The organism is Nostoc sp. (assembly GCF_036917135.1).
Lineage (GTDB): Bacteria > Cyanobacteriota > Cyanobacteriia > Cyanobacteriales > Nostocaceae > Nostoc.
Genome location: NZ_JBALEA010000056.1, coordinates 36,049 through 58,312, shown reverse-complemented (window position 1 = coordinate 58,312; position 22,264 = coordinate 36,049). Strand labels below are relative to the sequence as shown.

Here is a 22,264-nt window from a genome sequence, read left to right as displayed (position 1 = left end):
GTGGAAGCCGCTAATGCCGAACTCGCCAACTACTGGACAAATGAATTAGTTTCCCAAGTGCAGCAGCATCTGATGGACTAAATTAGCTAATATCTCAGCTTGTGAAGTACCTCAAGCTGCTTCACAAGCTGAGGTAGTTGCTCAGTGCCTTTCACTCGGGGTTTAAATCCCCCGTTAGGAATAGCGTTAGCGACGGAGGAGCGTCAGTTGCCACAACCAAGGGAACCCGCGCAAGGCACTTCTCAACTTTTGGAGACGCACTCGCGTTCGTCTGAAATGTCTTTAATTTTGAATGCGTGAATTTTGAATTTTGAATTGTTAATATGTCAGCCTGATTACTTATTTTCGATCTCAGATACATTCAAACCTGTTAACCTAGCTACTTGTTCTACTGTCATCCCAGACTCAAGTAAGTTGCGGGCAGTTTGTAATAACTGCGATTCTGCCTTGTCTGCCCTTTGGCTTTCTTGTTCTGCCCTTCGGCGTTCCTTTTCTTCAGGAGTTGGCAGTAATTCCCCAGCCAATATTGCCCAGCGTAACCAAGTAGCATTAATACCTTTATAACTTCCCTGCCACAACTGCAATGCTAACCCTAAAGATTGACTCACTAACTGATTTTGAGCATTTAGTGCGATGGGTTGATAAGCTCCTTTTTCATTAGAGAAACCAGCCAAATCATTAGGGTTAAAAGGGTCATACCAGAAATATTCTGGGACACGCATTTGATTTTGATAAATTAGCTTTTTCTCATTTTTGTCTGCTTGGGCTGTGCTGTCAGAAAGTAACTCGATGACTACATCTGGTGTTTTCCCCTCTTCCCAAACCACCCAACTGCGACGTTCTCCTTTCGGGACTCCCAACACAGCAAAAAAGTCTGGCCCTTTAAAGTCTTTGTTTCGCACCTGCGCCACACTGTAGTAAACGAACATATTACCGCCGATAAACCCATCTTCTCGTTCTTCCAACCAAGGTATGAGAGCATCGATCAGCAAATCCATCTGGGCTTTGTGTCGTGGGCTTTCCATCGGGATATCGTCATTGTCGGGTAATTCGGCTTGGGTGGGTGGGAGTTGAATATCTGGTGCAGCTAGGATAGTTTCTGACATAGCTTTTCACCTTTTGGGTAGGCGTGGCGGGTATTTTTATGTTAAGCGATCGCAGAAATTTTCGTTAAAAAAGAATTCAATTCTGAATTCTGACTCCTGAATTCTTCTTCAAAAATTTGCTTTTGACACTTTTTGAATTTGCCCAGTAAAGTATGCTTCCTCATGTTTGAGTTGTTGCGCCAGTTCTAACCCTTTTTGAAAGGCTGTTAGTGCTTGAGGAAACTCTTTGCGTTCTACATATAATTGTCCAATTTGGTCATAAGCTTGCATCATTCCGTAAAAATTGGCCGCTTGCGCCTGTGTCTGCACCAGAATTTGGCTGGACTGCAAAGCCTCATCTACTTGTCCTTGAGAACGGTACAGCGCAATTAACTTCTGCAAAGCTTCACCAGCCCGAACGTACTCCTGCAATTGCCAAGCAGTGGTATAAGATTCTTGATAATTTTTAAAAGCTTCTGGCAGGAAGTTACGATCCTTCTTGGCTAGAGATTCGTAATCTGAAGCGATCGCTAGCTTTAATTCTGGTATTTCAGTAAGATTATTTTCATTGACATAAATTTCTGCTAATTTATTCAGTACATTCAATGACTGCTGTGGTTGGTTCGTCTGCTCGTAAATGTCAGCTAGCCGTTGCAGATATGTTACCTGGTTTACACCTTGGCCAAGGGATGTAGCTAAACTCAACAATTCTTCATAGACTGGCGCAGCTTTGCGATAATCAAACCAACTCAAATGCAGTTCCCCAATCGTCTTCAGAATTTCTACTACTGCTGTAGGATCTTGTTGCTGCCTCACCACTAGCAAAACTTGGTTGTAAGCTTCTAGAGCCAGTTTGGACGATCGCACATTTTGGTAGGCTTCACCTAGCGATCGCCACAACTTTAAATCAATTGGGGCAGTTGTTTTCTGAGATTGCGTCTGTTTTTGAATTGCTTGCAATCGTTGAGTAATATATTGTACCTCTTGGCTGTCATTTTGATTCCAAGCGATCGCGCCAACTCGTGATAATGCTTGCACCTCTGCTAATGAACCTAAAAAGCGCCGCAAACGCAGTTCCCGGTTCCAAATTTCAAATGCTGCTTCCGGTTCACCTGCTTGCAGTTTCGCCGCCGCTTCTTGGTTTAAAGCATCCAAGGCTGGTTCTAACTTTTGCTGTTCTTCGAGAGTTAATGGCTGTTTATCCTTGGGCGAACGTGGTGACAGTGGATCAGGTGTGGTAATCTCTAGAGGACTGGGAGGAAATTTATCCGGTGGTTTCGGCTTCTTACTCTCTGCCAGCGTCAAGGAACTGCTAAAGAGTATAGCGGCAGTAACGATCACAATTAAGTGCCTGAGCATGGGTAATTTACTTTGCCTTGAGTTGTTTGCATGAGCTAATTCTACGATTCATAGAAAGCGTTTCCTAATCATATATAGCGGTTCTCGTTGACGTGAGGTACACCCGTAGGGGCAATTCATGAATTGTCCCTATAGCGGTTCTCGTTTACATGAGGTACACCCGTAGGGGCACGGCATTGCCGTGCCCCTACATTTCGGGATGTAATGTTGTACCGCATCTGAATGGGAACCGCTATACACCTTGGGATATAATTTTGTACCGCATCTGAGTGGATGGTGAGACTTAAAAAAAGAATTAAATTTGTCAGCCATCAAATAATTTGGAACCCTCAGAACCCACGACACTAAAAGCCCGACTACGGCGATCGCTAGAGTTGTGTGCGATCGCCAACAGGTTATGGCTTCAGAGGTAAAGGACTCTTAAATGGGCTATTGCTGGGTGGGAGAGTAGGTGGAATTGGGTTAATCGGAGTAGGCACTACTTTTTTGAGGACTGTGATCACAAATCCTTTTAGCTGGGGTGGTTGCTTATTAGATATATCAGTAACTTGCAATGTGATTTGAGTTGGGAAAGCTAGATTAACTGGAAACTGCTTTGAGTCACTTAGTGCAACCTCATCGCCGTATGGCAGAAGTTTAACCTGAATATTTTCTTTTTCTCCTTCTACTCTCCAACTCAAAGTAGCAGTTGTTCCTTCATTCAGAACCAGATTTGGTTGATCGCTACCGTTGATTGTGAAAGAAACAATCTTAAATGGTTTTGCTGAAATTTCTATTCTAGATTCAGTCTTTTTAAAACTAGTTTTGTCACTTCCATTGTTAGAAAAAGCTTTGATTTGAAAGGCAAATTTTCCTGCCTTACTTGCAACTATAGGAACATTTTTACATCGTAGTTGTTGATTTTGTTGTGTACATAGTTTTTGAAGGTTAGGGTTTACAAGATTACCTTGATTAATTTTATAAGTAACTGGCGCACCATAAGAAGTGTCATCTTCCGCACTGCCAGTAATTTGAATTTGTTGCAGTAGTAGGGGGCGGTCAATTGTCCAACTTAAAAGAATATTTTGACCTTTTTGATACTGGGGTTTATCTGCTTGAAAACTAACAACTTCAGCAATTTGTTTCTCAGCTATTTCTACTTGGGTTGTTTTAGTTGCTGGTTGATTATTTTGAGAAAATAACTGTATCCCATTTTGATAAAAGGCTTGCAACTCAAAAGTGTAATTACCTTTTGTTCTCACTCCAGTTTTCACGTTGCTACAAATAAGGTCTTGTTCTTCTTGCACCACACAAGGAGTTCCCGTTCCCTTACCCAGTGATTCAGGAATGCCATTGCTGAAGTCATAAATAATAGCTGGAATGGGTTGTGAACCTTTAGGTGTCAAGACTAACTTTTGCAACTGTTTATAGCGGTGAATTTCCCAGTTCAAAGCAATCTCATCACCTTCAGTGATTTGAGGGTCCTTGGCACTAAATTTTTCTAATGTCAAAGGTTGAGGATTTAAAATTCGCCAAATGATAAATCCTAATCCTCCCAATAATCCCAAAACTGCTAAAAGCAGTAGTATAAATTGCCAAAAAGGGCGGGGGTTCCACACCAAAGTTCCTTGAGGCAATGTGTTAGGTAAAGTTAAATTTTGTTGATCCTTGATATCAACTTTAAAGTTGACAACTAACCCAGCACCAACCCACGGTCTTCGCCACCAAGGTCTGGGTTTGACTGTCAAATTAGCCACGGCATTTTTGTTAGGTAATAATCTTAATTCAGTAGGATCAAATTTGTAAGTATATAGTTCTTCTTCGTCTCGACTTTTTAAATTTAATATCAGTTCGCGGACAATATTCCCCTGGTTAGTCACTGATAATTCGTACTTGCCAAGACTACGGCTAACTTGTCCCAAGATGGTATTAAATTCTATATCTAGGCGATAATTTGTCGGAATCTGGATGTACACCAAATCTAGTAGTACTAAGTCTGGAGAGTTTTCCGAATACAAGCGGATTGTCGGAGAATAGCTTCCTGCAAGGGTATCTCCAGGTGGATGAAATTTCAATAATATTTTACCTTGAGTACCAGGGTTGAGTTCTAGTGCAGTGACATCAGATACCAACCCTAGTCCCTCGTATCCAGTTGCAGGATAATTGATTGTGAACCAATCTTCGTCTAAATCTGGGCAACTCAAGCGGAACCTGTCTACAAGATAAGAGCGATTATCAACTATTACCTCCACTTGTAGAGGCTCACCAGGATTAAAAATTAGCGGTTTGTTGGGGTTGGTGTTAGGTCTAATGGAAAATGTCGGATCATTCAGCCGAATTGCAGTCTGTTCTTTTAGCAGAACCTTAATTTGGTTTCGGAAGGTTTTGGGAGTATCTTGTGGATAATGTAGAGGGGAATCTACGATTAATGTATATTCATAGGTTCCGGGGAGAGCATTTGCAGCGATTTGAAACTCGAATGTTACTTCGTCGCTACTTTGTTGGGGATCTAATGCTAAACTTTCTCTAGGAGAACTAGACCAGCCGGTGATATTTTGAAATATTTCGTCAAATGCAAAATATAAGTCAATAATCGCACTTTGGTCTCCCTGATTGGTCACAACTACATAGAGAATAATGGGATCTCCTGGCATCCCAAATTGAATTTCCGGTGGGTTGATACTAACTTGTAGTGGATTGAATTTACCTTGCATATTATCGACTCCTTTAGAGAATGTTTTAAAAGTGATTGGCTGTGATTTTAGGCAGTTATTTATCCCCCTTTAAAAAGCGGAAAACTGAAATTAAAGTCCCTCTTTTTAAGGGGAGCCACTGCGGTCTTCTCTCTTGTGGTCTCCCGAGTTGGGGAGACTGGCGTGAAAAAGCAGGGGAGCAGGGAGCAGGGAGCAAGGGAGAAAAACCACGCCACTTGCGGGTGGGGCTTCAACCAAGGGAGAAAAGGAGATGGGGGGCTTTTGCCCACAAGGGGCAAGGTTTGTTTGTACCTTTACCTTTACACTTGCCCCCTGCCCCCTGCCCCCTGCCCCCTGCCCCCTGCCCCCTGCCTCTTATCAAGTGGGGTGGATTTAGAATGATCTAGAACGTTTTGCTACCGGCAAAAGGATTTTTAAAACATCCTCTTATTTGATGTGGTTTAGTTTAACCTGAAAATCTTCATCACCACTCACAATCATGGTTTCTTGATTAGTTTTCAAGTCGATACTATTGATTTTTTTAGAGCTTTGGTAAATTGTTTGACCTTCTACTGCCTTTTGTTTATCGAGCTTATGTTGGGGGGTTAAGTACCAAACCACCACTCGTCCATCATCGCCACCACTTACTAGCAGATTACCATTTTTACTATCACTAAATGCTAGAGTCCGCACCGGAAGTGCTACACCAGGCACAGATGTTTTAGATGCTTGCCATGTGTCTATTGGTGAGCAATTTAGTTGATTTATTTGTACCTGTCCATTGGGATTTTTGATAGTTTGGCACTGATCTAAATTCCAAATCGTAATTATTCCCGCAGAATCGGAAGTTGCGAGAATTTTGTCTGATTTAGGATCAAAAGCCAATCCCCAAATAAAGTCATCACCCCCAACTGCTTTGTTTGGATTCTGCACTGATAAATCAGGGGGTTCTTTATCAGACTGACTTCGATCCCACTGCCACAATATGAAACGGTTAAAGTTGCCAGCAATGACTAGAGTTTTTCCATCTGGGGTGAGAGCTAAGGCGCGGGCTTGAAAATCCGTTCCAAATTTACTTTTTAGGTCGATAACTTTTTTCGGTTGTGCCAGGAAATCGCTGTTGGGTGCTAGTCTAGACCATTCTCTAAGTTTACCACTGCCATAACCACTGAATAACTTAAGTGAGTCGGGGGTAAACGCTAGGTCAAAGACGCGATCGCCTCTACCATTTGGATCATTCTGGTCTTGAAGCTCGTTATTAATCTTTTTACCTGAGGGTACTTCTATTAGTTGAATTACACCAGTGTCTAGACCAACTGCAACACCATTATTTTGTAACGGGATGAAGCGTAAGACTACTACAGGTGCATCGGTCTTTGCCATCAGACCTTTAGGCTGTTGAGGTTTTTGACAAGCTAGAGGTTGTCCAGTAGTATATGTTACTCTGTCATCGGGTTCTAAGCTGTTAGCACCAACTCTCCAAAGTCTCAGTGTGCAATCAACTGAACCACTGACAACTGACAATCCATTGCCATTAAACCGAACTGAGTTTACAGATCGTGTATGCATTACATCTGTTGGTCTGAGTATTAATGCTAGGAGTATGGCTAAGAGCGCGATCGCAGCCAGCTGTAGCCATAGAGGTATAATTGGCTGAGTCTCCACTTCTAATGTCTGCGTGGCGGGGTCTGTACTCCCTAAACGTTGGTCGGATAATTCTGATTTGGCCTCTAATAGTAGAGTTTTACCGATTCCGATCCAAGGGCGTTTTGTTTTAACATCAAGGATGACTTTACTTGTCTCTCCTAAATGAAGATTGGCAATTTCGGGAAGCTTTTTGAAACTACATTTGCGCCAGTCTCTACCCTGCATCTGGACATTAATTTCTTGGTTGATATTGCTAGCATTTTTAAATAGTAATTCAAAGGAAGCTGTATCAGATTTCCAGTCAGGTAACCATGCCGATTTACTAGGAATTTTGAGGTGTTTTTCGGTGATGCTAAAGTCTATAAAACCCACTGGCAAAACTTCAATATTGCCTTCAGCATTAGTTGGATAACCATTATTACTAACAGCTTCAATAGTAAAAGGGTAATTTTGACTAGGCGCTTGCGCTACAGAAGGAGGTTGGCATTGAAATGTGGCTTCTCCTAAACCACCTGCATCTAAAGATAATCGCCGTTCTGCACTGCTAGCTAGCCAAGACGGATCAACGCCTGTAAAACGTAATCCGACCTCAGTCGGTTGTTGCCCCAAGTTCCGCACCCGTACTGGTATGTCTATAGAATTGCGGGGATAAACTTGGAACTCCCGTACAGGCAATTCTAGACTTAAATGTGTCGGTCTGTTGTCTCGCTCGATTTTCAGGCGTAGCACAAGTCTGCACTGTTGGGGTAACTGTGGTGAAAAAATATTCACCATCAAGTTGACAGTACCGACAAATCCCGGAATGGGTGTATTGAAGATGAAGACTTGGAAGATGGTACTACTGCCGGGTGGCTTGGCTGCTGCTACCTCTGGTTCGAGTCGATACCAGCGATATCCTGTGTTTCGGGTTTCTCCGGCGGCGGTAATTTCTATCTGAAAATTGACAAAGCGATCGCTATCATTATTGACAGTTACCTCAAATGATCCAGGAGTATCACCTGGACGAAAGGTGAGGTTCTCAGTAGAAAGGCTGGCATTAATAACATTTTTTTCCATACTCTCACTTATAATATTTTCTTGTATTGTGTATGACTAACACTATTAAAAAATTAATGTCTGCGACAACGTGACAATAGTTTTTTTGGTTTGATTATTGATATACAGCACTTTGCAAGTAAATGAAGTACACATCTTAATCTGATAAATCTTGACGCCAATGACATCCTGCCCGCCCTTGTCTACCTCATTCAGATCAAATGTGCTGTATATACAATCCGATTTGATTTTTGAAAAAATCTAAGTGTATGTAGGGTGTAACCCGATTGGACTTGATTTAATAAAAGATTGATGGAAATAAAAAATAAAGTTGTACTAATTTCTTTAATCATATTTTTTGAAATTTTTAAACTCGATGCTTTTATATTTTGGGGTCTAGAGTATCATTTAGCTTGATATTAGTCAATCAATAAAAGGTGCAAAGGGTGCTGACGGAGTTTTGTCGTGGGAGTGGGAGTAGGATAGAAGGGGAGTGTTACTGATCAGTTTCCCTTGTTTGCTGACTTTAAGACTACCGGGGAATTTTTGTTTGCACGACGGAATTTTGAGAAAATTGTTGTGCAACTATAGTTTCTGGAGAAGCAATTGTCTCTATCCGTGCGGGAGTGTCTTCAATTGTCGGCACCACCAAGTTGCTTTTGCAGCTGGAGTAATGGTTTTAGCAGGTGTAGCCGTTGCTTGCTGAGTTACATTGCCAGTAGCTAAAGTAAAAATTGCAGTCGCAGAAACAGACAGTTAATTTTGATATTTTGTTTCTTATGAGTAATGTATCTCGGTTATCCTTAGCTTCTAACTCCCCTTCTTTGCAGTTACTTGTATTAAGTAATGGACATGGGGAAGATGTAATTGCAGTTCGGATTTTGCAAGAACTCCAACGACAACCAAACCCACCAGAGATATTTGCTTTACCTCTGGTGGGTGAAGGACGTGCTTATCAACAGTTGGATATCCCTCTGATTGGTTCAGTCCGCACTATGCCTTCTGGCGGCTTTATTTATATGGATGGACGACAATTAGCGCGGGATGTACGCGGTGGTTTATTGCAACTTACCCTCAGCCAGATTAAATCTGTCCGCCGTTGGGTGAATTATCAAAAAAAATTAGGTAATAAAAGAGCGATTTTAGCTGTGGGAGATATTGTCCCGTTGTTGTTTGCAACTTTCAGTGGCGCTAATTATGGTTTTGTGGGTACGGCGAAATCTGAATATTATGTCCGGGATGAAGCTGGATTATTACCACGGAAATCTAAGGATGCGCGTTGGGAAAACTTTTCTGGTTCAGTTTACCATCCTTGGGAACGTTGGTTAATGAGTCGTCGCCGTTGTCAGGCGGTGTTTCCTAGAGATGTGCTGACGACGGAAACATTAAAACAATGGCCAATTCCAGCTTTAAGTTTGGGTAATCCCATGATGGATGGACTAGAACCGACGTTTTCACGCCAACAATTTTATAGTCGGGATGCCCAACAGCAAGAGACAGTTCGGCCTTTAATGGTGACTCTTCTTCCTGGTTCCCGTGCGCCAGAGGCATACGCCAACTGGGAAACAATTATGATTGCCGTATCTGCTTTGATGGCAAGTTTCCAAGAGCGAAATTCGGTGTTTTACACTTCTGGCACTGTGATATTTTTAGGTGCGATCGCACCTGGTTTAGACTCTAATATTTTATCCCAAAGTGTGCAATCTCAAGGCTGGCGCAGTGAATCAGCATCTCCGATCAAAATATCTGATCCAAATCTCTTGATATTTAAACAAAGAAATGCATATTTACTGCTGACACAACAAGCCTATAATGATTGCTTGCATTTGGGAGATTTAGCGATCGCAATGGCAGGTACAGCCACAGAACAGTTTATCGGTTTAGGGAAACCTGCGATCGCGATTCCCGGCAATGGCCCCCAATATAACCCTGCCTTTGCTGAAGCTCAAAGTCGTCTTCTCGGATCATCTTTGATTTTAGTCGAGCAGCCAGCAGAAGTAGCGGAGGTAGTACAGTCCCTATTCAAAGATCCTGATATTTTGCAAATTATTGCCGAAAATGGTCTACGACGTATGGGCAAACCCGGTGCTGCACTACGCATTGCAGAATGTCTACAGGAACGATTTTAAATAGGTATTGGGTATTGGGTATTGGGTATTGGGTATTGGGTATTGGGTATTGGGTATTGGGTATTGGGTATTGGGCACTTGTACTGCCCTTCTCTACGAGACGCTACGCGTAGCTTGCTTCCACGAAGTGGTACGACTACGCTCAGGAACCGCGACTTGTGCCTAGCGACGCCGAGGTAATTTGCCGAAGTATTGGGCATTGGGTATGCTTATTTTCCTTGTCCCCTCATCTCCCTGCTCCCTGCTCCCTGCTCCCTGCTCCCTGCTCCCTGCTCCCTGCTCCCTGCTCCCTGCTCCCTGCTCCCTACTCCCTCACGCCACCAACCCAGAACGTAAAGCCCTCACAGCCGCTTGAGTACGGTCATCAGCACACAGTTTATTTAGAATATTGCGAACATGGGTTTTCACAGTACCAACTGTAATGTAGAGTTTCTCGGCAATTTGCCCATTGCTGCACCCACCTACAATCAACTCCAAGATTTCTAGTTCCCGTTGAGTCAGGGGGTATGTTTCCAAAACTTGCTCGTATTCTGATGCCAACGCCTCAATTTTTACAGTCTTCGGTTTGTCAGAACCTTGGATTTCTCCAGGAATACCTTGGCGCATCTTCCGCAATACCACATTGGCAATTGCCGGATCAATCCAAGAGTTACCCCCGTGAGTTGCTTGGATTGCTTCAGTTAATTTACTGATGCTGGTTTCTTTCATATAGTAAGAATCAGCACCCGCCGCAAAAGCTGCAAGTACAGCATCCTCTGTATGATCCATCGTCAGGATGAGAATCTTCGTATTCGATTGCCCCGTTTCAGCTTGGTAGCGTTTGAATTTACGGGTGAGTTCGATGCCATCCATGTCAGGCAAACCGATATCTACAACAGCTACATCTGGCTTTGCCGTTTCTAAAAGTTTTAATCCTTGGGTAGCATTTGCCGCTTCGCCAATTACTTTCAATGCGCTGTGAGACTGTAATGCCGCTCTTAGCCCCATTCGCGTTAAGTCATGATCTTCAATTAAAATAATACTAATTTCATTCATTGCTACACTCACTCTTGCGCTGTTTGCATCTTTCAAAATATTACCTTTTGTCAGCACTAGCTCTTAATTTTACCTATCTAAAGATAGATGATATTTCAATCAGTCTGCATCCACCGATAGAAATAATAAATAACTGATTTTTTTATATTTCGATAGAGGACAAATCTAACTGGAGATATATGGATACTTACACAAAAAGTATGAAATATTGAGACGAATGCGAAACTGCTGCTCCTTGTTTATAATTCAGCTTTGAGTTGCGATGTTCCATTCGTTAATTAGTATTTTTTTGTATAAAACTTTAAAAAAAGCTGACGAAAATGAAAAAATTACAACTCGACGAAGTTGCTTTCCGAAAAAGTGAACGATGGTTCCCAGGGATTTTTAACCTAACCTTTGGATTAATCCGATTGATAGAGCCAATCCTCATTAAAGGGAATAATATGGCGTTAAAGTTTGCTGGAATCAGCAGCAGCAAGGTTATTCGTCGTTCTTTATGAGCAGTTTGGAGGCTTTGAATTTTCGCCCAACTTTTGTAGGGAAGCTTTGTCAGGCTTAGGTCTTGGTAATTTTCTGAGCAGTGGAAGTTGGCGATCGCTAGGAAAATCCTAACACAGGTCTAGCGATAATTATAGCGTTTCCTAATTACAGCAGATTTCAACTTCTCTTCTTAGGTTACCCCAACGTGAGGTACTGACTTACCCCCTTCCCGACGAGTGAAGCTGACTTTTCACGTTGTATGGAAAAGCCCATGAAAGACCTAATCCCCAAGCAAGCTTCCCGACACGGGAAGGGGGAAAATTCAAAGTCTCTGACGCCACATGCTTCTCCCTTGGCGCTAGCCTCTCCCAAAGGGAGAAGGGGAGACGCTTGCTTCCCCGAAGGGGTACAAGTCGGCAGAGCCGCCCAACGCAGTGGCTCCTCCTTGTAGGAGAGAGAAATAGAAGCGAGGTTTTCCAGATACCGTGAAAAGTCAAATCAGAGCCACCTCCTCCCTTGCTCTTAGGAGGTGGGCTTCTGTACCTACAATCGATAACCCCTATAAGAAAATTGTCGATATTCCAGGAGGTAAGATTACTTCAGATTCACAAATAGGTATAGACAGGACTTTGTTATTTAGTCTGATGAGTAAAACTCTTCCAGCTTGTACTACAAGATAATGGCATACAACTCTCACCAATGACTGACGACGGTTGCTTGCTCACTGATTTACAATTGTTTTAAGCTTGGTAAAGTATTTTATTTGACTTTCCGGCAGTTTTGTCTCCTGTCTTCAGATCAATAGTTATTCAATTTGTTAATTGCTAATTCTTTGAGAGCCATTGGTCATTTGGTAGGAGTTTAATTCCCTGACTCTGGTAAATTAACTAGAGGGAGGAGATAACAGACTGAATTCAACCCCAGCAAATGCCCGGAATGTTGAGATAATGGAAACGCCAAACAAGTATTGTTATGCAAAATGTCTTAGTCAATCAAGTTACAGATTTTAGATATCCGAAAATCTTATATTTTTTTAGTTGGATGATCTGAAAAGAGAAATGTTATTTATGAACCTATCTTTGGCGGCAAAAATAAAACCCGATGGAAGAGACGCTGAAAATTTTGGTTGTAGACGATGACGAAGTAGACAGGATGACAATCCGTTGTGCCCTGACTCAAGCAGGTGTTGAGGTGGAACTTTCTGAGGTAAGCGATGTTAATAATGCATTCTCTGCCTTAAGCACCACTTCATATCATTGTGTTTTCCTCGACTATCGCTTACCAGATCAGGATGGACTAACCTTAATTCAACGGCTACGTTCTTCGGAAATTAAAGTTCCTTTAGTAGTCCTAACGGATCAAGGAGATGAACAAATTACTCTCAAATTCTTGAAAGCTGGTGCTACAGATTATCTTTTTAAGTCTAGGATATCCCCAGAAATATTGGCACAGGTTTTGCGAAGTGCGATTCGGGTTTATCAGGCCGAAATGCAGGCAGATTTGGCAACCCAGCAGTTGCGAGAAAGTCATGAAAAACTCATTCTTAAAAACCAAGAATTGGAGAGACAACAACAACAGATTCAAATGCAAAACTTCAAGTTATTGGAGGCATCACGGCTCAAATCACTTTTTTTGGCAACTATGTCCCACGAACTCAGAACGCCGATGAATGCGATTATTGGTTTTTCGCAAATACTGCTGCGTCCTAAGTTTGGTCAACTCACGCAGCAGCAAGCAGATATGCTTGGGCGCATCTTAAATAATGGCAAGCATTTGCTGATGCTACTCAATGAAGTTCTCGACTTTTCCAAGCTGGAGGCAGGACGATTAGACTTAAAGGGAGAAATATTTGATGTATCAAAGGTAATAAATCTCGCTGTAGATGAAATGCATTCTCTAGCTGATGCCAAAAATCTATCATTGTTAGTGCGAAACGATTTGCGAAATGCTTCGGTATTTAATGATCCAGTTCGGATTAAACAGATTTTAATTAACCTGCTCTCCAACGCCATTAAGTTCACAGAGTCTGGTGAAATTTGGGTTGAGGTTAAGGAATTACCTGGAAATCGATTAGCAATTATTGTTCGAGATACAGGTATTGGCATAGCACCCAGAGATTTTAAACATATTTTTGAAGCGTTTCGGCAAGTCGATCAAACTATCACTCGCAAATATCCAGGTACCGGTTTGGGTTTGGCAATTATAGATTCGTTAGTACGAATGATGGGCGGCAAAATCTTTATTGAGAGCAAATTGGAGGTGGGTTCAATGTTTAAAATTGAATTGCCACGTCAAATCACATTATCGACTGTAGCAGATGATGCTCGAGCTTCACAAGATGACGAGGATTTTTTTTGCCATGCTAAAAATCCCCATCATTCATCTTCTGAAGTCAGGAAAACATCAATAGGATATCCTAGATTTAAATTATAAATAAATTACTTCCAAAAAACTAATAAAAGTTGATACATCATGTCTGTAGTTGAAGATAATAAAATTTATCGTATTCTCGCAGTTGACGATATTCAAGATAATCTCATTTTGGTTCAAGCAATTTTAGAAAGTGAGGGGTATGAAATTGCTTTAGCTTCTAATGGAATAAAGGCTTTGCGGCAAATTGAACAATCTCCACCCGATCTGATTCTGTTAGATGTGATGATGCCGGGAATAGATGGTTATGAAGTCACACGCCGAATTCGGAATAACCCGGCGATATCTTATATTCCAATCTTGCTGATTACTGCCTTTCATGAATCTAGCGTTGTGGACGGTTTGGATGCTGGTGCTGACGATTTTATTCGTAAACCATTTGATACTGACGAACTACTGGCAAGGGTGCGATCGCTATTACGTCTCAAACACAGTTTGGACGAACAACAAAAAATGGCCCGCCAACGGGAAGACTTTGTTTCCCGGCTGACTCATGATTTGCGAACTCCCCTAGTAGCCGCCGATCGGATGTTGAATTTATTTGAAATGGAAATATTCTGCAAAATTTCGCCGGAAATGAAACAGGCGATCGCAGTTATGATTCGTAGTAACCAAAATTTGATGGAAATGGTAAACACCCTGTTAGAAGTCTATCGCTTCGAGGCAGGTAAAAAAACGTTGAATTGGGAAGAATGCGATTTACGTGAGATATCTCAAGAAGTAGTCAGCGAACTAAGTCCTCTAACTAATGAAAAAGGCTTGACCCTGGAAATAAATACCAGTGAGTTAGAACCACTGAGTCAAAACCCTGGTATGATTATGGGCGATCGCTTGGAACTACGCCGGGTACTAAATAACCTGATCGCAAATGCCATCAAATTTACAGATACAGGTGGCATAACAATCCGCATTTTTGAAACATCACCTCATCCCGGAAATCCAGGTTTAGTGACAATTGAGGTGCAAGATACAGGATATGGGATTGCACCTGAAGATCGGGCAACAATTTTCGAGCGATTTCGCCAAGGTAGAAATAAACGCTCAGGTAGTGGCTTAGGACTACATCTATCCCACCGGATTATAGAAGGGCACGCCGGAACTATCCAGGTCGCCTCTGAATTAGGTAAAGGTAGTGTATTTACTGTGCAACTACCTAAAAACACTTAAGTCTACTTCTTAGCGATCGCAAAATTATAGCAGGGGACTGGGGACACAACGACTGCGCTCAGTGCATCGCTGGGGACTAGGGACTGGGTTGAAAGTCCTTTATATATATCTTTGCAACTAAAAATTTCACAAAATCTCTGCTAACTTTACCAGCAGACTATTCACTAAATCAAACAACCTAATGTCATCTGTATCAACACTATTTCTTTCACCAGCTAACAGATTTCTCACAGCAGATAACCGATGATTGGTTTCAGAAATTCTCCAAGATTCATCTAAGTTTACTGCAAAATCAAACAGCGATCGCTCTCCTAAATGCTCTCTTACCCTAACAGCTACACTATCATTACTTACCAAAAATTCTTTGATGGTATCTAATCCCGAATTACCTAATATTTCGTCATGTCCCCACGTTTCTAGCCAGTCTCCATCCACATCTTCAACGTAAAAATTGACAAAATCAACCCCGTGAGTTAACCAGTTCTGCTGCATTTGTCGCGCTGTTGCTAATGCTTCAGCAAATGTATCTACTTGATTGTCGCAGTGAGTTTCTCTTTTGTTAGCCATAAAAGCTCTAATTAGCACGTAAGTATATAGGCTAGGACACAAATCTGAAATATCAAATTCCTGAAAATTCACGAAAATTTTAAATATTTGCCACCAGAAAGGTAATCACTGTTATACAGGGCCACGTTGACTAACTGGTTCACAAAATTAGCATCCTTGGGATTGTAACTTAAGAACAATCCTCTCTCTATTTCCCACGATCGCAGTGTATTTTGCCAAGCTTGGTACTTTTGGTGATTCAGTTCTTCACTAACACTAGTTACTTGAATGCACAGTGGTTGATTGTTACGACTAACAATTAAATCTGTCGCCATAGAAAGGTCGGCAATATAACGCTGCAAAAAACTACCTTCTCGACTGACAACATCTTGAGCTATTAATTTAATGATATCATCATCAAGCTGATTAAATTCGCCTGCCATCAATTTTTGTTTCCAAATATAAAACTTGGAGTCACTTGCATTGAACCATCTGGGAAAGAGATAACCATACCAATATCTCTCGATCGGTGTCATCAGATCGAACTTTGCTTTTTGTTCTTCCTCTGAAGGCAAGGATTTGATGATCAGCCATATTGTCGAATCCGTAATCACCTCTAGCAGAAAGGCAATTACAAAGGGTTTGGCAGTCAGGGAACCTGGCTTGATGTTCTTTACCCAACGATTGATTTCATCTAATCTTCTCGCTAAATTATGATCTATCGAGGAAGCTTGCTCGATAAGGGACTTTAGCTGATCCTTAATCTCTGTTGCTTGCAAACGATGCCCTACTTTCAGAAGATTACGCTTTTTTTACACATTGATAACTAGATTTTAACTTGAAAATGTATTTAGTTAATTTCCTGATGTCATTAAATATTCTCTGGATCGATGCCCTGTATACGTAAAACCTCCCGCAGTCGGGCAATTTCTTGCTCTGCACGTTGGGCGCGTTTTTCTGACTGTTGGGCACGTTCTTCTGACTGTTGGGCACGTAAACGTTCTTGTTCAGCCAATTCTTCTGATGATAGTATTAATTGATTTTCAGTAGTGAAGAATCTTAATTTACCTTCATAAACTCCCAAATAAAGTTCTAACTGCTGACTCCACAAACGGCCATCAGTGGTTACTTGGATTTCTTGATACTTCCCATCAACTAGATGAAATCCCTGAAGTTCCATTGTTACAGGGTGAAACCAGAAATAATCTGGTGTACGGAAGGTATCTTGGTAAATTTGTTTTTTTAAACCTTTATCAACTGCTGTGGTTGAACTTGACAAAATTTCTACAATCACATTGGGATATTTGCCGTCTTCTTGCCAAACTACCCAACTCTTACGATCTTTTTTCTGGGTTCCCAAAACTACAAAGAAGTCTGGGCCACGGAAATGTTCTGATTTTTTCTGGTTAGGACTGTAGTAAATTGTCAAATTGCCAGAAGCATAAAAATCTTGCCTTTCTCGCCACCATAATTTAAGTATGCGAATCAGCAAATCGATTTGGTCTCGGTGTATGTCACTTTCCAAGGGTGGTTCGTCACTAAGTAGATCACCGGGAGGAAAAATAACTTCCTCCTGTAAAATATTATCAGAGATTAATTCTATTTCTAGGCTAGCAGGTTCAGACATCAGCGATCGCTCCGCTATTTACGTTCATTTTACTGAAAATTCGGTAACTTGCAGATAGCTTTGAAAACTTGCAATAACTCAATTGCATCTGGAGATTCATTCAGATTTAATAATGGCATTAACTGATAAATTGGCTGCACGTCACGTCTTAAATAAACCAATTGATAACGCAGTCCGTTAGTTGCCAAACCCCAAACTGATGGTTGTTGGTCTAAACTTTTAAAAGCATAAGTGAGTAATTGAGGTAAACCCTCACCCACTTCAACCGCACTATTTTTCGTTTCAATCACTACAACCCAGAAAGGGCGGCGCAATATTACTTTGAGGACTGTTGATTGCTAAAATATCCATCCGTCCGGTAATTCTTCTGTCTTCATCTTCCACTGCGATCGCAATACTATCTTCCATAGTCAACCGAATCGGTACATCGTAAAATCCAGCTAACCGCATCAAGGGTGCAATCGTTAAAAATTTAACCAACCCTTCAGAAATTTTACCTGCGCTTAAATAGCGACGGAAGTCATTTCTGATTCGCAATAAATCCTGCTGTTCAAACTTAGAGAGTGGTTCTAGAGTTAAGAAGTCTGTGAATGAAGCATTGGAAAGTTCTTCTAATTTGAGAAATCGATGAACATCATTGAGAGATAGGCTGCTTGCTTCAACAGTAAGCGTCATAATTTCAGGCTTTGTTTGTCAAGACTACTTACAATATTGCAACATTCCCGGTAGATAGATTGCAAAACGTGTTTACATTTCTTGATCCCTTGCTTTTGGTAGATGAAAATGAATGTAAACTAAATAACTCGGCAATTTCCACCCAGCTTAACGAAAATCTAAACCCTGTATAGCACAACTGGGCTAAGAATAGTTTTTAGTAACAATAGCGATCGCACTCATAACCATGTCTAAACCAACTATAGAATCAATCCTACAAGAGAACCGCCTCTTCCATCCAGCCTCGGAATTCTCAAAAAATGCCCATATCAAAAGCCTGGAGGACTATCACCGTATCTACGCTAAAGCCAAAGCCGATCCGCAGCAATTTTGGGCAGATTTGGCTGGAACAGAATTAGAATGGTTCCAAAAATGGGACACGGTATTAGACTGGCAACCGCCTTTTGCTAAGTGGTTCGTTGGTGGTAAGATTAATATTTCTTACAATTGCCTTGACAGACACCTCACTACCTGGCGCAAAAATAAAGCAGCATTGATTTGGGAAGGAGAACCAGGTGATTCGCGTACTCTCACCTACGCCCAACTGCACCGGGAAGTTTGCCAGTTCGCCAATGTATTGAAGCAACTGGGTGTACAAAAAGGCGATCGCGTCGGAATTTATCTGCCGATGATTCCCGAAGCTGCGATCGCCATGTTAGCTTGTGCGAGAATTGGCGCACCCCACACTGTAGTATTTGGTGGTTTTAGTGCCGAAGCTTTGCGCGATCGCTTAATTGATGTTCAAGCTAAATTAGTAGTCACATCTGATGGTGGTTGGCGCAAAGATGCCATCGTCCCTCTTAAGGAACAGGTAGATAAAGCCTTAGCTGATGGCGCTGTTCCCAGCGTCGAAAATGTCCTAGTTGTCAAGCGCACCGGACAAGAAACTTATATGCAGTTGGGCGGACGCGATCATTGGTGGCATGATTTGCAAAAATGTGCATCAGCAGATTGTCCCGCCGAACCGATGGATAGCGAAGATATGCTGTTTGTCCTCTACACTTCTGGCAGCACAGGCAAACCGAAGGGCGTAGTGCATACAACTGCTGGTTATAATTTGTATACCCATATTACCACCAAATGGATATTCGACCTCCAAGACACAGATGTATATTGGTGTACTGCCGATGTCGGTTGGATTACGGGACACAGCTACATTGTCTACGGCCCCCTTTCCAACGGTGCAACCACGTTGATGTATGAAGGTGCGCCCCGTGCTTCTAATCCTGGTTGTTTTTGGGATGTAATTGAAAAATACGGCGTTAATATTTTTTATACTGCACCTACGGCAATTCGGGCATTTATTAAGATGGGCGAACAACATCCCAAAGCGCGAAACTTGTCTTCATTGCGTTTGCTGGGAACCGTTGGCGAACCGATTAACCCCGAAGCTTGGATGTGGTATCACAAAGTAATTGGTGGCGATCGCTGTCCCATTGTCGATACTTGGTGGCAAACGGAAACAGGCGGTATTATGATTACACCGCTACCAGGGGCGATTCCTACAAAACCCGGTTCCGCAACTCTTCCCTTCCCAGGAATTATTGCAGATGTGGTGGATTTAGAAGGAAACACCGTACCCAATAACGAAGGCGGTTATCTAGCAGTGCGCCATCCCTGGCCAGGAATGATGCGGACAGTCTACGGCGATCCAGAACGTTTCCGCCGCACTTATTGGGAACACATTCCGCCCCAAGATGGTAACTATACTTACTTTGCTGGTGATGGTGCAAGACAAGATGAAGACGGCTACTTCTGGGTAATGGGTCGTGTGGATGACGTACTGAATGTGTCAGGACACCGACTCGGTACAATGGAAGTAGAATCAGCCTTAGTTTCGCATCCAGCCGTTGCAGAAGCGGCGGTAGTGGGTAAACCGGATGAACTCAAGGGTGAAGAAGTAGTGGCTTTTGTGACATTAGAAGGCACTTATCAGGCAAGTGAGGAACTGAGTAAAGAACTCAAACTGCATGTTGTTAAAGAAATTGGTGCGATCGCACGTCCGGGAGAAATTCGTTTTACAGACGCTTTGCCGAAAACGCGATCGGGTAAGATTATGCGGCGCTTATTGCGGAATCTAGCTGCTGGGGAAGAGGTATCTGGTGATACTTCGACATTAGAAGATCGGAGTGTGTTGGATAAGTTACGGGAAGGGGCGTAAATAATTCCAAATGAGCTTAATAGGGGCGCACATATATATGCGCCCCTACGTCTGTCTTGTGATGCATTACGCGTTAACGCACCCCAATTTATTATAAAGATTAGAACATTATTGAGGCATTGAGGGCGATGAAGCTGAAGCGCAAACCCAAGTCAGCATTTGTTCAACCTATTAGCTGCATGATGCTGAGTATTATCACTGTAATGGGGATATCACCGTCAGTCTTAGCGGTTTCTGGACAAGTTTCTTTGCATTCGCCAGAACAGGATGCACAGAGACAACCGCAAAAAATAGCACAATTTTCAGGTACAGATTCACCAGAGCGATCGCAGCTCCTGCAACAAGCCAATGCTTTATATAATCAAGGAGACTTCAAAGGCGCAGAGGAAAATTTACGTACATTCATTAAAAAATTCCCAGAAGATGCATTCGGACACTTTCAACTGGGAAATGCGCTTTTTGAGCAAAAGAAGTCAGAAGAAGCAATTAGCGCCTATCGAGAAGCCATTCGCCTCCAGCCAAAATATGCTCTAGCTTACAATGCCATCGGTATGGCTTACGCTAGCCAAAGTAGCTGGCAAGAAGCCATTACTGAATATAAAAAAGCTCTGGAAATCAATCCTAATTATGGCGAGGCGCTGACTAATTTTGCACTGGCATTGTGGCAAACAAATAAAAAAGATGAGGCGTTATCTTCTTTAGAAAAAGCTATAAATATTTTCAAAGCACAGAAAAGAGGTGAAAAAGTTAACCAAGTCGAACGAATTTTGCGAGAGATCAAAACTTCAGACGATCCTAGTGTTTCCTGAAAATCATATTATCCAGTGGATAAAAGTTAAGAATACCTGCTGAAAATTAGCTTTAAGGATGTTTTGGCAGAAGTGCGATCGCTTATTATGCGGGATTTTGCTGCTGGGTAAGAGGTATCCGGTTTTAATTAATTATTGTGGGGCGGGCTTTCCAGCCCGCCCTCTTAAAAGCATTGAAATAGAATAATTGTAATGGGTGAAATATTTCTGTTAACTAGAGAAATTGTAAAAGTAATTTTTCACTTAAATGGGGGATACACAAGAGTAGTCTGGGAACGTTCTGAAAATACTGCATGGGCTAGCAAGGGATGGATTTTTGATATACCAACTCATGTAATACCATACGATTTACGAGCAATAGGTTCTCGTTTTCTATTGTCTATAGTTAAGTCGAATGCGAATGATTGTGAGGATATAGAAAATATCCGCAATAATCGTAATAGCTTTTTTCATATAGAAAGATTGCCTTTTATTATATAAATGACATCTAACCTAGTAGCGCATCGATTCAAAAATAGCAAAATAGCAGTCTACAATAATAATCAGACAAACCTTTTGTTAAAGCCTATGACTTCCTTATCGGCATTAACTTTACCTGACCACACCCAGTTACCAGACTCAGATGGTACTTTTGTGAAAAATCTTCAGGAGCATCCGCAAAGCATTTTAATCACAGATTCAATTAAACCTGTTCTAGAGCAAATTTATCCTGATGGTCAATATTGTATTGGACAAGATTCTGGTATCTATTGGCGATTGACAGATCCTCCTGAGAAAGGGGCTGAAGCACCAGACTGGTTTTATGTACCCAATGTAGCACCGACCCTTGACGGTAAAATGCGCCGTTCTTATGTGCTGTGGAAGGAGTATGTCGCGCCCTTGATTGTGATTGAATTTGTCTCTGGAGATGGTTCAGAAGAACGAGATCAAACGCCGCCATCTCAAGGACAAGGTGGGAATGTTGGTAAATTTTGGGTTTATGAGCAGGCAATTCGAGTGCCTTATTATGGGATTTATGAAGTAGCAAAAGCCCAAGTGGAAGTTTACCACCTAGTCGATAATACTTATCAACTGATGAAACCCAATGAACGGGGACATTATCCAATTGCTCCTATGGGTGTAGAATTAGGAATCTGGCAGGGATTTTATCTGAATGCAGAGTTACCTTGGTTGCGCTGGTGGGATGCACAAGGAAATTTACTGCTAACAGGTGAGGAAAGGGCGGAAGTTGAGCGACAAAGGGCTGAAACTGAACGACAGAAGAGGCTCTTAATTACAGAGAAATTGCGATCGCTCTCTCCTGAAGAACTCAACGCTTTAGGAATTGATCCAGAAATGTTGGATTAAGGAAAATCTCGATATCAATAA

Annotated in this window: 18 protein-coding genes; 8 read left to right on the top strand and 10 right to left on the bottom strand. The window is 41.9% G+C overall.

The features are described from left to right. Positions 1-335: 335 nt before the first annotated feature. The 4 genes from V7K50_RS16115 to V7K50_RS16100 form a co-directional block, all read right to left on the bottom strand. Positions 336-1,106 carry a Uma2 family endonuclease gene (locus tag V7K50_RS16115; protein ID WP_334961639.1) on the bottom strand — a complete coding sequence of 257 codons (771 nt, stop codon included), beginning with the start codon at positions 1,104-1,106 and terminating at the stop codon, positions 336-338. A gap of 108 nt (positions 1,107-1,214) precedes the next feature. Next, a complete protein-coding gene (locus tag V7K50_RS16110) occupies positions 1,215-2,444 on the bottom strand; it encodes a tetratricopeptide repeat protein (protein ID WP_334961637.1) in 1,230 nt (409 codons plus the stop codon). Positions 2,445-2,839: 395 nt separating this feature from the next. Then, positions 2,840-5,137 (bottom strand): COG1470 family protein, encoded by a 2,298-nt coding sequence (locus V7K50_RS16105; RefSeq protein WP_334961635.1) that lies wholly within the window; start codon positions 5,135-5,137, stop codon positions 2,840-2,842. Between the two features lie 426 nt (positions 5,138-5,563). Beyond that, positions 5,564-7,819, bottom strand: a complete 2,256-nt coding sequence (locus tag V7K50_RS16100; RefSeq protein WP_334961633.1) for a hypothetical protein — start codon at positions 7,817-7,819, stop codon at positions 5,564-5,566. A gap of 758 nt (positions 7,820-8,577) precedes the next feature. On the opposite strand from V7K50_RS16100, the gene V7K50_RS16095 reads away from it, so the two are divergent. Further along, positions 8,578-9,927: a lipid-A-disaccharide synthase-related protein gene (locus tag V7K50_RS16095; RefSeq protein ID WP_334961631.1), complete on the top strand. Its 1,350-nt coding sequence runs from the start codon at positions 8,578-8,580 to the stop codon at positions 9,925-9,927. Positions 9,928-10,239: 312 nt separating this feature from the next. Here V7K50_RS16095 and V7K50_RS16090 read toward each other — a convergent pair whose 3' ends face one another. Then, complete coding sequence (locus V7K50_RS16090) at positions 10,240-10,962, bottom strand: response regulator transcription factor (RefSeq protein WP_334804538.1); 723 nt, start codon at positions 10,960-10,962, stop codon at positions 10,240-10,242. A 456-nt stretch (positions 10,963-11,418) separates the two neighbouring features. Here V7K50_RS16090 and V7K50_RS16085 point away from each other — a divergent pair, with 456 nt between their 5' ends. The 3 genes from V7K50_RS16085 (at position 11,419) to V7K50_RS16075 (ending at position 15,039) form a co-directional block, all read left to right on the top strand. Further along, on the top strand, positions 11,419-11,574 hold the full coding sequence (locus V7K50_RS16085) for a hypothetical protein (protein ID WP_334961629.1): 156 nt from the start codon (positions 11,419-11,421) through the stop codon (positions 11,572-11,574). Positions 11,575-12,543: 969 nt separating this feature from the next. Next, on the top strand, positions 12,544-13,875 hold the full coding sequence (locus tag V7K50_RS16080) for an ATP-binding response regulator (RefSeq protein WP_334961627.1): 1,332 nt from the start codon (positions 12,544-12,546) through the stop codon (positions 13,873-13,875). Between the two features lie 39 nt (positions 13,876-13,914). Then, on the top strand, positions 13,915-15,039 hold the full coding sequence (locus tag V7K50_RS16075; protein ID WP_334961625.1) for a hybrid sensor histidine kinase/response regulator: 1,125 nt from the start codon (positions 13,915-13,917) through the stop codon (positions 15,037-15,039). A gap of 126 nt (positions 15,040-15,165) precedes the next feature. Here the strand turns inward: V7K50_RS16075 and V7K50_RS16070 are convergent, their stop codons facing one another. The 5 genes from V7K50_RS16070 to V7K50_RS16050 form a co-directional block, all read right to left on the bottom strand. Next, entirely contained in the window at positions 15,166-15,606 is a 441-nt protein-coding gene (locus V7K50_RS16070) for a hypothetical protein (RefSeq protein WP_334961623.1), read from the bottom strand. 68 nt (positions 15,607-15,674) lie between these two features. After that, entirely contained in the window at positions 15,675-16,364 is a 690-nt protein-coding gene (locus V7K50_RS16065) for a hypothetical protein (RefSeq protein WP_334802111.1), read from the bottom strand. A gap of 92 nt (positions 16,365-16,456) precedes the next feature. Then, positions 16,457-17,212: a Uma2 family endonuclease gene (locus tag V7K50_RS16060; RefSeq protein ID WP_334961621.1), complete on the bottom strand. Its 756-nt coding sequence runs from the start codon at positions 17,210-17,212 to the stop codon at positions 16,457-16,459. A gap of 29 nt (positions 17,213-17,241) precedes the next feature. Continuing rightward, positions 17,242-17,502 carry a hypothetical protein gene (locus V7K50_RS16055; RefSeq protein WP_334961619.1) on the bottom strand — a complete coding sequence of 87 codons (261 nt, stop codon included), beginning with the start codon at positions 17,500-17,502 and terminating at the stop codon, positions 17,242-17,244. Beyond that, positions 17,495-17,887, bottom strand: coding sequence for a hypothetical protein (locus V7K50_RS16050; protein WP_334961617.1), 393 nt, complete (start codon positions 17,885-17,887; stop codon positions 17,495-17,497). Before V7K50_RS16050 ends, V7K50_RS16055 begins: the two co-directional genes overlap by 8 nt. A gap of 226 nt (positions 17,888-18,113) precedes the next feature. On the opposite strand from V7K50_RS16050, the gene acs reads away from it, so the two are divergent. From acs to V7K50_RS16030, 4 genes are all read left to right on the top strand, one after another. Continuing rightward, complete coding sequence (acs, locus tag V7K50_RS16045; RefSeq protein WP_334961615.1) at positions 18,114-20,087, top strand: acetate--CoA ligase; 1,974 nt, start codon at positions 18,114-18,116, stop codon at positions 20,085-20,087. Between the two features lie 128 nt (positions 20,088-20,215). Next, positions 20,216-20,896: a tetratricopeptide repeat protein gene (locus V7K50_RS16040; protein ID WP_334961613.1), complete on the top strand. Its 681-nt coding sequence runs from the start codon at positions 20,216-20,218 to the stop codon at positions 20,894-20,896. 192 nt (positions 20,897-21,088) lie between these two features. Next, entirely contained in the window at positions 21,089-21,376 is a 288-nt protein-coding gene (locus V7K50_RS16035; RefSeq protein ID WP_334961611.1) for a hypothetical protein, read from the top strand. Between the two features lie 87 nt (positions 21,377-21,463). After that, complete coding sequence (locus tag V7K50_RS16030; protein WP_334961609.1) at positions 21,464-22,243, top strand: Uma2 family endonuclease; 780 nt, start codon at positions 21,464-21,466, stop codon at positions 22,241-22,243. Positions 22,244-22,264: the final 21 nt, after the last annotated feature.